At 58.9% G+C, this 13,843-nt stretch carries 7 protein-coding genes; 4 read left to right on the forward strand and 3 right to left on the reverse strand.

From position 1 onward, the window contains the following. The first annotated feature begins 886 nt into the window (after positions 1-886). The 4 genes from QZR17_RS02615 to QZR17_RS02630 are packed head-to-tail and all read left to right on the forward strand — an operon-like array spanning position 887 to position 9,379. Complete coding sequence (locus QZR17_RS02615; protein ID WP_297127322.1) at positions 887-1,765, forward strand: tetratricopeptide repeat protein; 879 nt, start codon at positions 887-889, stop codon at positions 1,763-1,765. A gap of 10 nt (positions 1,766-1,775) precedes the next feature. Beyond that, on the forward strand, positions 1,776-6,878 hold the full coding sequence (locus QZR17_RS02620) for an alpha-2-macroglobulin family protein (protein WP_297127325.1): 5,103 nt from the start codon (positions 1,776-1,778) through the stop codon (positions 6,876-6,878). A 50-nt stretch (positions 6,879-6,928) separates the two neighbouring features. After that, positions 6,929-7,426, forward strand: a complete 498-nt coding sequence (gene tpx / locus QZR17_RS02625; RefSeq protein WP_297127328.1) for a thiol peroxidase — start codon at positions 6,929-6,931, stop codon at positions 7,424-7,426. Further along, a complete protein-coding gene (locus QZR17_RS02630) occupies positions 7,427-9,379 on the forward strand; it encodes a family 20 glycosylhydrolase (protein ID WP_297127331.1) in 1,953 nt (650 codons plus the stop codon). A gap of 75 nt (positions 9,380-9,454) precedes the next feature. On the opposite strand, the gene mutL is transcribed toward QZR17_RS02630, so the two are convergent. Genes mutL through QZR17_RS02645 form a run of 3 tightly spaced genes read right to left on the reverse strand, consistent with a single transcriptional unit; the run spans position 9,455 to position 13,843 of the window. Then, positions 9,455-11,350: a DNA mismatch repair endonuclease MutL gene (gene mutL / locus QZR17_RS02635; RefSeq protein ID WP_297127334.1), complete on the reverse strand. Its 1,896-nt coding sequence runs from the start codon at positions 11,348-11,350 to the stop codon at positions 9,455-9,457. 8 nt (positions 11,351-11,358) lie between these two features. Then, entirely contained in the window at positions 11,359-11,721 is a 363-nt protein-coding gene (locus QZR17_RS02640) for a hypothetical protein (RefSeq protein WP_297127337.1), read from the reverse strand. A 7-nt stretch (positions 11,722-11,728) separates the two neighbouring features. Then, the gene (locus QZR17_RS02645) at positions 11,729-13,843 is read right to left on the reverse strand and encodes an OstA-like protein (protein ID WP_297127340.1); all 2,115 of its coding nucleotides are present in this window, start codon (positions 13,841-13,843) and stop codon (positions 11,729-11,731) included.

Genomic DNA, 13,843 nt, shown 5'->3' on the forward strand with positions numbered 1-13,843 from the left:
CCTGACAGAGGAGGGCGACTGGTGATCGAGGCAGAGACTGAGTTGTCTTGTGAGGCATTCCATATACCGGTGTTAGGTCATCACTGCTTTCCTGCATGAAGTTACAATTGGTCGTAGACGCTAAGCTAAGCACAAGTTAAATATCCACTCGGTCTGTCTGCAGATTTGACTAACGATATATGCCACACCTTTAACTATTGTTCTACACAGAGCATCATTAAACCTCGGTATGAGCCCGCTGAGCTCCCTTGACTTGTCCCACTGCTGACGTGATGAGAGAGTAATCAACAGATAGTGTCGGAGGTTACAAAATTCCCATAGGCTCTAACTACCTCCTCATCCACTATCTATTACCTTTGCTGCGGAGAGCCCATAAGGGAGGGGTGTCCAATGCCCGGTGGATAGGCGCTCGACCTAATACCGATATTAGAGATTTCACTGCGGTGCGGGCTGATCGGGCAGGGGGTGACGCAATCGGTGTGAAGGCTTGATGGTGCGACACCCTTGCAGGTGCTTCGTTTCCTATTCTTCGGAATGAGTTGAGTGGCTTCTGTACAACTCAAATGCGTCACCCCTCCAGATGGTGCAGACAAGAGACAATGAGGTCTTGGGATTGTCGTATCTTTGCAGCAAGAAACTTTACTGAGACGACTCGTATACGGTTCCTTTCGCGTCCTACGGATATCCGCCATTGTCATCCAGGTTCGGCCAAGTATGGTGAGACTGCGGAGTCTCCCCCTGCACTGAGGAGGCAGGACGAGTCGTCTCTTCTTTTTTCCCCAATAATCTACGGAGCTGAGGTCTCCACATTCTTTAACAATCGGGATTGGTCAGGTGGGGAAAAATGGGTACCTTTCATAATCAAAAGCATGGAAGAAGTACACCAATGAATGTCCTCGCCAGACCCTTAGCAACGATTATCGTAGCCCTGATGCCCCTGCTTCTTGCTTCCGCTCAGTCGGATAAGGAGGGGGGAGAGGCGTATGCCGGCTGCGTTGAGCGCTACTTTGACTACTACGAGGCAGGCAAACCGGACAGCGCTGAGCTGATGCTTAGGCAGGCTCTGGAGCTGAGTCCGGAGGCGGAGGGGAACTTCCTCCTCCTCGGCAATCTGGCTGAGCTGGTAGTAGCGCGGGGCGACTCCATAGAGGCTCTGGAGCTCCTCTCCGAGGCGCTGAGCCGTCAGCCGGCTGTGCCGGAGCTGAGGGAGCGACGGGCAGACCTGCTCAGCGACCTGGGGCAACTGCAGAGCGCCCTCACTGACTATGACGAGCTTGTCTCTACGACACCCTCCAGCGAGATCTACCGATACAAACGGGTACTCACCTACGAGAAGCTGAGACTCTGGAGTGCCGCCGAGGAGGACCTGAAGCGGATCCTTGCTCACAACCCAGATGCCTACCTCCCGCGGGTGAAGCTCGCCGAGGTGTATGAGAGGGAGGGACGCCCTCTCGAGGCGGAGAAGCTGCTGAGCTACCTAATCGAGCAGCAGCCGGTGATGGCACCGGCCTACCGGGCGAGGGCTCGGCTCCTGATGCGTCAGGGGCGTAAGTCGGACGCCCTTGCCGATGTGCGGGAGATCATACGCCGCAGCGGCGAGCATATCGGTGCGGAGGAGTATCTCCTAAGGGGGGAGATCTGGCTGCTCTATGGGGAGGAAGAGGAGGCAGAGAGAGACTTCGCCCGTGCGGTAGAGGCGGGAGCAACACCCTCTAGGGTGGCACAGGCGAGGGAGGAAGTTTATCAGATCAAGAAAAAATCATAAATAATATACCATGAAGCATATCACTCATACGGCCCTCTGGACCCGACTCGCAGCACTGCTGCTGCCGGCACTTGTCGGTGCAGGTCTGCTGACCGGGACCGGTATCGCTGGCCACCGATCCATAGATAAAGTAGCCATGGCAGAGGAACAGAAGATCCCCGAGGAGGAGATGCTCTCTCTCCTCGATCACCTAAGTCGGCTGGCAGCCAATGCCGGTCGCACCATTGAGGAGTACGACACCTCCGACGAGTCGCCCGACACACTCCTCTGGAGTAAGGAGCGGACTGAGAAGGAGCTGGTCCGGATGATCTCTCGCGAACTGGAGCGTCGGGAGCTGTGGCGCGCCACCACCGATCTGAGCGGACTCCGCTATCAGTGGCAGGTCCGCCGCTGGTGCCTGGGTGTGCCCTCCGAGGGAAACGGGTACTCTCTCCTCGCTGAGCTAATGGAGCAGTTGGCGGACAAGGGCTTCGATGCCCTCCGCGAGCTTCACCTCCGGGAGCTGGGGCAAGCTCTGAAGGCAGGCTATAGCGACCAAGCCCTCTCCATGCTGGAGTGGGAAGCAAGACGGTCGGAGGAGAATATCTACCCGGCCTATATAGAGCGCTTTGCCGGTCGCCCCGAGCAGCCGGTGGTCCGGATGCTGGACCTCCGGGAGCAGAGCTCACGCCTGCTCGAGCCCCTCAGGTCGGAGCGCAAGACCGAGGAGTGGCTCCGAGAGGAGGATAAGCTCTACGCTGAGTACCTTAGGATAGAGCCTTCAATATCGGGGAACCCCTACGAGAAGCGGCTGAGGGAGATGGGCAAGCAGCTCTTTGATCACAGCCCCTCCATCGGTGATGTGACCTACATCGACCTCCACACGGGGGAGGCGACCATCGAGATAGAGGGTCCGACGCGACAGGCGCTCGACCTCTACCTCATCAGCAGTGACCGTAAGGTGGAGCAACAGATCCGAAATGGTCGTGCGACGAAGCTGGCATCCTATACAGCTCCGGCGGGGAAGGCGCGCTGGATCAGCGACAAGGTATCCCTCCGCCTGCCGAGAGTGGGGTACTACAAGCTGGCACTCTACAACGATCGCGAGGGGGTGGTCCGTCAGGGCAATGCTCTACTGGACAAGATCACGGTGGATCAGTACGATCCGATCATCTACGCCCTTGACCGACAAGACGGCAGTCCGGTCTCCGGCGTGGAGGTGAAGGTCTTCCGCGGTGATGAGCGGAGACGCCCCATCGCCACCCTCTACACCGATGAAGGGGGCGAGGTGGTGGTTCGCCAGACCCCGCCGAGAGGGGGATACCTCTTCATCAGCGTCAAGGATCCCCGAATGCTTGAGGAGCGGTTCTTCACCATTTACGGGGCGCAAAAGTGGCCTGCCGGGACAGCTAATCCGAAGAGACAGGCAGAGACACACTTCTACACCGATAGACCGATCTACAAGAGGGGGCAGATGGTGAAGGTCGGCATCGTCACCGTTACCCGCAAGGGGGAGGTGGTGAAGGCTGAGCCGAACACACTTCAGCAGGTGAAGCTGGTCGCCCTGAGGGATGGCGTGGAGGAGGTGATCGAGACACAGACGATCACCACCGACGATCGTGGGGTGGCGGAGGCCACTTTTACCCTCCCCAAGGACGAGCACCTATCTGACTTTACCCTCGACACGCCCTATGGCGATGAGTCTCTACGAGTCGAGGATTATAAGCTGATGCACCTGTCGCTCACCATTGACAGCATACCGACCGGCTATGTCTCCGGTCGACCGATGCGGATCTATGGTCGGACAGAGGACCTGAATGGTCACCCCGTGGCGGCACGACTGACGCTGCAGTACGATGTGGACGGCAAGCGGATGACGGGTCGGAGCGGCTCGGACGGACACTTCATGCTGGAGACCGAGCCTCTGACGAAGTCCGCAACGGGTGGCTACTACTGGAATCACCCGATCACACTCTCTGCCGCTGACGCGATAGGGGATGTGACGGACGAGTCTCTGGCGATGGAGAAGGATACGACCAACCTCCCCCTGTCGGCAAACCTACTTCTGGGCGGTAAGCATAGACTCAATCGCCTCGACCTGACGCTGAGCACTGAGAGCCAGCCATACCAGCGGATGAGGCTGGGGGACCTGTCGAGGTATCAGCTCACGGCCACCTGGATCGATGCGAAGGGGAAGCAGGTCGGAGAGCCGATCGAGCTACCGATGAAGGGGAAGCGGAAGCTGAGCCTGGCAAGTCTGCCCAGCGGGAGCTACCGACTGAGGATAGAGACGACCGACTACTGGGGTCAGGTGGTGAGGGACGAGAGCGACCCACTCTACCTCTACAGCCCGACCGATGACCGGCTCCAGGGCGAGGTGCCCCTCTTTGCCACTATGACGAAGGAGGGAGAGATCCTCTACGGCTCGAGCCATGGCGGGACGCTCTCTCTGCTGATGGTCCGGGAGGGGAAAGAGAGCGTACACCAGTTCCTCCCCGTGGAGCCGGGTAAGCTCTATCGCCTACGCCCGATGGAGGGGACGCTATCCGTGGTACTCTCCGCCTACTACAGAGGGGAGGAGTCCTCCGCACGCATTGACCTGACAGAGTATAGTGAGGAGTCGGGTGATAAGGAGAAGACCCACACCGATGGACTGGAGATGAAGGAGGGAGAGGGTCGCTTTGTGCCGGGAGCGGATTTCTCTCGACGCTTTACCATCGTGAGTCGCGCGGGCAAGCCGCTCTCTGAGGTGCCGGTACTTGTGGCGGTCTTTGACAAGGCCCTCACCGAGGCCTCGGGCAACGAGCAGCACTGGAGCAAGATCGGCGACTCACCGGTATTGTACCAAGCCTTGGATGGCAATCTGTATGGCGCTGTCCTGATGGAGAGTGCAGTGGCATCCCCGAGGGCGATGATGAAGCAGAGCAACGTCGTCAATGATGAGGTGGTGATTGTGGCTGAGGGTGCCGGATCAGACGGGCAGCCGAGGCTGCGGCAAAACTTTGCTGAGACCGCCTACTTCAGTGCGCTCCTTAGGAGCGACAGGGAGGGACAGGTACAGCTGGACTTTAAGCTGCCCGATACCCAGACGGAGTATGTCCTGAAGGTCTACTCCTTTGCCCCCGACTTTGAGGAGGAGCTGCTGGAGGATCATAGCTTCAGCGTCTTTGCCCCGCTCTCCGTAGAGCTGTCCTTGCCCCGATACCTGAGATGGGGCGACCGGCTGGAGGGACTCGCTCGGGTGCAGAATGCGGAGCAGTCGCCCGCAACCATCCGTGCAACCGTCACGGAGGGTCAGGCGCAGCTATCCGAGGCGGAGCTGTCGGTGGCCGGTGGTCAGACAGGCACGATGCCCTTCGTCGTGGAGGCGAAGCGTACCGATGGCGACTCGCTGATATTGCGTGCCACGGCAGCGGGGGCGCACTATACCGATGCGCTGGAGCGGGTGATCCCTCTCCGGAGCGACCTGGCGGAGTATACGGTGGCGGTCCCCTTCTCGTCCTATAAGCAGTCGCAGGTGAGCCTGACACTGCCCAAGGCGGACCTCGGTGGGAGCCAGGCTGTGGCGGAGATCTACTTCTCCCCGATCCACCTCCTCCTCACCACCCTCGCCGACACCTACGCTACAGAGGCACCGGCAGAGGAGCTCTCTCTCCTCGAGGCTAGCACGAAGTATGCGGTCTATAGTCGCCTGAGGGCGCTGATCGCCTCTACACCGGAGCTGAAGCGGAGTCTCTCTATGTCTCGCACCCAACTGCGGGCAGCGATACGTGATCGGGAGTCGGAGCCGAGGTCATCCTTCAATAGGCAGGCCGACCCGAGGACACTGGCAGACTTCTACGATCTGCTCCTGAGTGAGGAGCGGATGAGCGACTTGCTTGGAGGGCTGGAGAAGAGGATCCTTGCCTTTACCTTCCCCACTGGCGGCTTCCGCTACGATGCCCTACTGCCGGAGCCCTCTCCCTGGCTGACCCATGTGGTCCTGGAGAATCTTGCCTTTACCCCCACCCGGTCAGCAAAGCTGGATGATGCGATCGACCAGTCGCTGAAGTACCTGCAGGGTCAGCTCTCCAAGGAGCGAAGCTACTACAAGGCTGCGATGGAGTATCGCCTACTGGTCCATAAGCTGGGACGGAAGGCCCCCTCCCTCTCCGGAGAGGTGAAGAAGCTGCTCGAGAAGCAGGTGAAGGGCGCTCGAGAGAACTACCGGACGGCATCGACCTCATACCTGCTCAACTTTGGGGAGTACTCGCGTGCCTTTGACACCAAGGCGGCGTACAGCGAGGTGCGGGACTTCATCCGCGACCGAAGCAGCTACACTCAGAGCGATGCTGAGCTGCTGGCGCTGACCCTCTTCCTCCACCACGATCAGCAGGACGAGGCACTCTCTCCGGAGGTGACACGCTTTATGCTGAGCCTCAAGCAGGGGACGCTGTGGCGCAACCCGATGACGCTGGAGGCGGTGGAGCCTCTGCTGCGCACGGTGACGCCGACGCGCTTTGCGCCCGATGCGACGCTCCATCTCGGAGAGGTGACCTACCGCCCCACGGCACTCGATAAGGCGACGGGACACATCGTCCTCGGCCTGCCGAAGCCGGAGACCAAGACGGTGATCCGGTGGGAGGGGGTGACGACAGACTTTGCCTTCGGTGGCATCCGGTATCGGGTGACGGAGCCGGCGGCAAAAGCGACACCCACAGGTGAGAAGCTGACGATCGGCAAGGAGGTCTACGCCCGGCGTATCATCGACGGCAAGTCGTCACTCGTCCGACTGACAGATGAGCGAGAGGCGGTAGCCGGCGAGCAGCTGGTGGTGCGCTACCTGATCGAGACGAAGCAGGACCTGAGCCTCGTGACGATACGGGATGACCGGGCGGCAGGCGCCGAGCCGGGCTATGACTTTGCCGGCTACGGTATGTCGGACCGCACGTGGTACGGATACAGCCGACGAGAGACGGCGGACTACATCTTCATCGACTACCTCCAGAGGGGGAAGCACGTGATCGAGCTGGAGGCGACCGCCAACGTGGCGGGACACTTCAGCTACGGTCCTGCCGAGGTGCAGAGCTTCTACGCCCCGGAGTATGCAGGCAATAGCGCCGGTGGATCACTGACGATCCGCAGGAGCGAGTAAGAGACTAATCTATTTTTTCACACATCACATAACAACAATCACAAGAAACTATGGCTAAAGTAAAGTTTTCGGGAAAGACTGTAGAGACGATCGGTAAGCTGCCTGAGGTGGGCAGCAAGGCACCTGACTTCTGCCTGACGAAGGGCGACCTATCAGATGCAAAGCTATCCGACTATGAGGGCAAGCGGGTCGTGCTGAATATCTTCCCATCGATCGATACGGGCGTCTGCGCTCAGAGCGTCAGGACCTTCAATAAGAAGGCTTCCTCGCTCGACAATACCGTCGTCCTCTGCATCAGTGCTGACCTTCCCTTTGCGCAGGGACGCTTCTGCGGTGCTGAGGGTCTGGAGAACGTCGTGACGCTCTCCACCTTCAAGAGCCCGGACTTCGGCAAGGACTACGGCTGCCTGCTGACCTCCGGTGCACTGAAGGGGCTGATGTCTCGCTGCGTCGTCGTCCTTGACGAGGAGGGAAAGGTGCTCTACACCGAGCAGGTGGAGGAGATCACCCACGAGCCCAATTACGATCAGGCTATCGCAGCACTCTAAATGAAGTATGGACTCCTAATCCCCTTCCTTCTCTCTATCCTCCTCAGCCCGGTGCGGGGGCTCGCTCAGAGCAACAAGCCCTTTACCATCCCTGAGGTCAAGAGTTGGAGCGGGGCGGAGGAATCCTTCCACTACAGTGACCTCTGTCGTCTCACCCCCGAGGGGGAGGAGGCGGCGGAGGTCGCCGTTTTGCTTAGGCAGGACCTCCGAGAGCTACTAGGCGACACCGTCAAGGCAGGATCCACAGGAACCATCTCCCTTGCGATCCGCCCCACCCTACTCTCCGACAAGGGGAGCGAAGCCTATCGGATAGAGATCCTACCGGATCACATCACTCTCACGGGCAACTCCCGTCAGGGACTCTACTGGGCGACGCGGACGCTGCTCCAGCTGCTCGAGCAGGGGCAGAAGCTCTCCTGCGGCGTGATAGAGGACTACCCGGACTACCCGATACGCGGCATGATGCTGGATGTGGGACGAAAGTTTTTCTCCCTCGACTTCCTCCGCGCCACCGTCAAGCTGATGGCGTACTACAAGATGAATGCCTTCCACATTCATCTCAACGACAATGGCTTCAAGAAATTCTACGGTGACGACTGGGACAAGACCTACGCTGCCTTCCGCCTCGAGAGCGAGACCCATCCGGGGCTGACAGCAACGGATGGGCACTACAGCAAGGCCGACTTCAAGCAGCTGCAGCTGGAGGCGGCATCGCTCGGGGTGACGATCATCCCGGAGATCGATGTGCCGGCGCATACGCTCGCCTTTACCCACTATATGCCGTCAATAGGGAGCAAGGAGTATGGCGCGGATCATATGGACCTCTTCAGTCCCGACACCTATCGGGTGCTGGATGATTTGCTCGAAGAGTATCTGGACCCGGCCGACCCCACCTTCATCTCCCCCTACGTCCATATAGGGACGGATGAGTACAGCAATAAGGATCAGAAGGTGGTGGAGCAATTCAGAGCCTTCACCGACCGCTACATCCGCAAGGTGGAGTCGTATGGGAAGCGCGCCGCCGTCTGGGGATCGCTCACCCATGCGCGAGGCGAGACGCCAGTGAAGGTGGACGACGTCCTACTCTACTGCTGGAGTATGGACTACTCGCTCGCAAGAGAGATGATCGACATGGGGTACGACGTGGTGAGCATGCCGGACCGGTGGGTCTATATCGTGCCGGCAGCCGGCTATTACTACGACTACCTTGATATTGAGAAACTCTATAGGGAGTGGACCCCGGCAACGATGAATAGCGAGACGCTGGAGGAGCACCACCCGCAGATCAAGGGAGGGATGTTTGCCGTCTGGAACGACCATTGCGGAAACGGTATCAGCCAGCAGGATGTCTACCACCGGATCTTCCCCGCCGTGCAGACCATTGCAGCTAAGACCTGGCAAGGACGTAGTAGCACTGTGCCCTACGACGCCTTTGACCGAAAGCGTCGAAGTCTATCTGAGGCACCTGGAGTAAACCTGCTTGCGAGACCGGAGAAAGACAGGCGCTCCTACTTCGTCTCATCGCCCAAGGTGGACTTCCCGCTTGGTCTGCCGATCACGGAGATTGGGTACGACTACCGGGTCTCCTTCCGCATCACCCCAGGAGAAAATCCCCGCGGTACGGTCCTCTTTTCCTCTAAGGATGCAGTGGTCTACCTATCCACCCCGGAGGAGGGGCTGCTGGGCTTTGAGCGGGACGGCTACCGATACCACTGGGACTACCGCCTGCCGATAGGTCGCGAGACTGAGGTGACGATAGAGGGGACCAATCGGGAGACCCGACTCTACATCGATGGTCGGCTGCAGGAGACGCTCGGCATCATCGTACATCCGGAAGACCGTGAGCTCAAGGGACCTCGCTACTGGGTACAGACACTGGTCTTCCCGCTGGAGCGAACTGGCCACTTCACCGGCTCCCTCTCCGACCTGCGGGTAGAGTGGCTAAGTAACTGATACAGCTGGGAGATATCAGTCTGAGAGAAAAAGAAGTCCCGCCTCACGATGTGAGGTGGGACTTCTTTTTTTGTATCAGGGAAGGTGCTTGGCGAGCTCTCGAGGGGTGAGGAAGAAGAGGATCTGCCGACCCGAGGGTGTGACCCGATACTCTGGGAGAGCAAAGAGCTGCTCGAGGAGCTGCTGCGCCTGCGCCGGGGTCATCTGGCGTGGGAGGGACCGTAGGCGCGAGGTGGTGATGGTCCGGACAAGTCTATTCGACAAGACCTCCCCACCGGAGCGACCGGTCTGCTCGCACTCACGGAGGAGCTCATGGAGGATCTCCTCCTCTCCGCCTGCGGGTAGACCTTCGGGCACAGCGTTGATGCCGATCGCATTTTGCCCCATATCGGAGATGTCAAAGCCTATCCCGGTCAGATCCTGACGGTACTCCCTCAGGAGAGCAGTGTCCTCGGAAGAGAGCTCAAGGAGTGCCGGGAAGAGCAGGCGCGATGAGACCACATGCCCGCTCCTAAAGGAGGTCATATACTGCTCGAAGAGGACCCTCTCCCTTGCCCGGGAGAGGCTGACCACGGTGATACCCTCCGGGCGTAGAGCGACGCCATAATCGCCATAGACGAGCGGTGGGACATCGTACCCGGATCTCAGCTCGGACTTCTCCTCTGTGAGCGAGGAGGGCATAGTCTGCACAGGATCCTCCCTATCGGAGAGAGGAACCTGCCTCGGCATGTCCTCACGACTCTTCTGGAAGTCCTCGTAGAAGCTATCCCAGTCTGCTATATCGGGCATAGCCGTCTCCCCCCCCACGGCAGGGAAGGTGTCACCGATCTTGGGCGTCAGCATCAGTTCGTCGCTGTCATTGAGCCTACTCCCCACCTCGAAGAAATTGCCCGACGTGGGTGGCTCGGGGGCATCGCGTCTGCTGGTATCAGCGACGGGGATCTCCATACGATCCTCGTCGAAGTCGAGCGTAGGCATGGCTGCCCCCTTCATCAGCACCTCACGGATGGCGGAGAAGAGGATGGTGCCGATATCATTTTCGGCCTCAAACTTGACCTCCGTCTTTGTGGGCGAGATATTGACGTCTATGGAGCCGGGGTCGCAGGAGAGGAAGAGGAAGTACTCCGGCTTCTCCCCCTTAGGTATCATCTCGCCATAGGCATTGAGTACCATCCGGTGGAAGTAGGGGTGCCGCATGAAGCGATCGTTGACGAAGAAGTACTGACAGGCTCCGCGCTTGCGGGTATACCTCGTCTCCGTCACAAAGCCCTCGATGGTGACTAAGGGCGTCTCGATATGGAGCGGGAGGAGGTGCTTGGAGAGCCGGCTGCCAAAGAGGTCGAGTAGCCGCTGCTTCTGCGGTGCTGCAGAGAGCTGGAGCTGGATCTTGTCATTGTGGACAAGGGTAAAGGCGACCCGGTGCCGTACAGCGGCAATATTCTGCAGCTCGGTGAGGATGTGGGCAAATTCGGTCGTATCCGCCTTGAGGAACTTCCGCCGCGCAGGGACATTGAAGAAGAGATGGCGGATCTGGAAATTGGACCCCACGGGGCAGGCGATCGGCTCTTGAGAGATCACCTTAGAGCCCTCTATCTCGAGCTTCGTCCCCTGCTCCGTATCTTCCATACGCGTCTGGAGGGACACGTGTGCCACCGCAGCGATGGAGGGGAGTGCCTCTCCTCGGAAGCCCATAGTGACGATGGAGAAGAGGTCGGCCGCCTCGCGGATCTTGCTCGTCGCATGCCGCTCAAAGGCCATCCTGGCATCGACGGCTCCCATACCGGATCCGTTGTCGATGATCTGGATCAGGGTCTTGCCGGCATCCTTGATGATGATTTGGATGTCGGTGGCTCCGGCGTCAATGGCATTCTCGACCAGCTCCTTGACGACAGAAGCGGGACGCTGGATCACCTCACCGGCAGCGATCTGATTGGCAATATTATCCGGTAATAGATGTACTCTGCTATCCACGCGATGGCTTACCAGAAGATGAAAAGCTGTGCGAAGTCAGCCCAGGTGGTGATGCCTAAGCTCTCGAAGATCCAGTAGGTAAAGGCAAAGAGGATAGCGAGGACAAAGACAAGTTGCCTATTCTTCTTACTGATACTCTCCGAGAAGTCCTCCGGGTCGCCATACTTGGCAAGACGCTCGGAGTTGCGCCGTAAGCGTCCTCTGAGGTTTTCCTTCAAGTCCTCCTCCGTGAGGGGATTCGCCTCCGGGTCGACCCTATGCTTGGAGAGCCGGATCTTGCGCTCCAGCTCCTTCTTTTTAGGGTCAAAGGTGAGGTAGGTGTACCTGAATCCTCTTGGCTTCTTAGACTTAAAAAAACTTCCCCATCCCATAGTACGGTCACTTCTTCTTAGGTTGTGTCGCCTCGTCCTCCTTGCGGATCGTGGCCTGTCGCTCTCTCTTGAGCCCTGTGATCACCTCACGCGCCTTGGTCTCTGCCTCATCGGTCACAGCCTTACGTGTCAGTCCGAGTGAGTCGAGCTGAGCGGTACCCATGCGACGGAGGGAGTCGGTCACCTCGGCGGGGCGCTGTCTCCCGTCAAGGAACTCGGTGACCCGCTGTCCGGAGATGGCCCTGAGGGTGCTGTCGGCTGCACCTTGCAGGATCTCACGACCCGCCTGTGGCAGAGAGACAGCAAGGGAGTCCATCACGTGACTCCTGATCGAGTCGATCGATATGCCGGTGGTGTCCGCCATCGTCCGTATGATCGAGTCGGTCAGCGCTGTCACGAGCGAGTCCGATGGGAGCGAGGTCTGCACAGCCTGCTGAGGCTTCTCCTCCTTAGGCGTCGGGAGGTCCTGCAGGAGACCTGTCGTCGGTGGGCGCGGCACCAAGTCGCCTCCACTCTCGCCCGGTGTCGGGGTGCGACGGAAGATATCCAGCGAGTCGACCGGGCGCCCCTCGGGGAACCAGACGAAGTCGGGATAGACCAGATCGCTCTCCTCGACGAGGAAGATCGGCTTCGTGCGTCCCTTTGTCTGTCCAAGGAGGAGGATCCGCACCACCTCTCGATTCTCCAGTTGCGTCAGTATCTCGCTACTCTGCGTGTGCGTCTGCTCGGTCTGGATGGAGTCCTTATTCTCACTGAAGTAGATCGTCTCCGCATTGCCTCGCGTCCATACGGAGTCCATCTCGCCCTCGTGGAAGTAGGCCTCCACCTCTCGTCCTCGCATCTGATTGTAGTACTTTTTCCGCAGATGCTGGGACATATAGGCATTCTCTCCGATCAGGGCACGCTCGACGGAGCCATTTTTCATAAAAAGGCGGATCGAGTCACCGGTGACCTGTGAGAGACCGCTCCAGACGAAGGGGCGACCATACATCTTCATCACCGAGTCCTGAGTGAGGTAGACCATCGAGTCAGCGACAGCCTGTGCATCTCTGCGCCAGGTACGGACATTGCCTATCCCCTTAGCGATATTATTGACGGAGTCGACCTTGATCAGCTGCATCCTATCCGCACCGGTAAAGAGGTGGTCGGAGTCGGAGTACTCGTAGATATACGCATGGTCTATCGCCTCACCGCACTCGGTAGAGTCGTTGTACATCACATGATTGCCCCTCAGCTCCATACTCTCAGCCGTATCCCTGAGGATGACGCTACCATAGAGGTCGGCAAAGTGTGCGGGGCGGTCGTAGATGAGAGAGTCACCCGTCATCCATCGGCTGCCGGAGACTATCTCGGCCCGATCAAGGAGTGTCGCCACGTCCTCCTCCGTCCGGTAGGTGCCGCGTGTAGCGTAGATGATGCCGCTGTCGCCCTCGATCGTTGTGGGACCGAGGATGGTAGCGATCTTGGTATTGGTGTCGTAGTGCAGCGTATCGGAGTAGAGGGTGAAGTTGTCATTCTGTAGCACGACATCGTTGTAGAAGACCGCAGTCTTATCCACCGTGGAGTACTCCGCGTAGACGCTCGAGAGGACATTGAGGCTGTCGGCGACCGAGCCGTAGTCAAAGTAGTAAGCGATCCCCGACATACGATCGTAGTCCAGGCTATCAGTGAGGAGGGTATTCTCACCCTGCTCCATCTGTACCAGCTCTCGGAGTCGTGCCAGCTTCGTATAGCCGTCGTAGTCAAGGTAGTTGCAGTAGATATCGACCGTATCCTGAGCCTGGTGGATGTGGACGTTGCCAAAAGCCTCAAATCGATTGGTCTCCCTATAGAGGAGCGCACTGTCACAGTACATCAGTGCGTTGTCGTGCTTGAAGACAACGTTCCCCGTCAGGATCTGCGCATCGGGGTTGACCTCCTTATCGAAGCGCCACAGGTCCACGTGCTCAATGATGATCCGCTCCTTGCCGGTCGTATCGGGGGGCGTCGTCTGCAGGGAGGAGAGCAAGCCGGCAGTCCCGGGAGCCGATGGCCGAGCCTGAGTAGCCAGAAGCCCAGCCACCGACAGGATCGTCAGTGCCAGAGCTATGAGAATGGGATGACGAGGGTCACCTTCGTTCAT

This window comes from uncultured Porphyromonas sp. (assembly GCF_900541275.1).
In the GTDB taxonomy this organism is placed as follows: domain Bacteria; phylum Bacteroidota; class Bacteroidia; order Bacteroidales; family Porphyromonadaceae; genus Porphyromonas_A.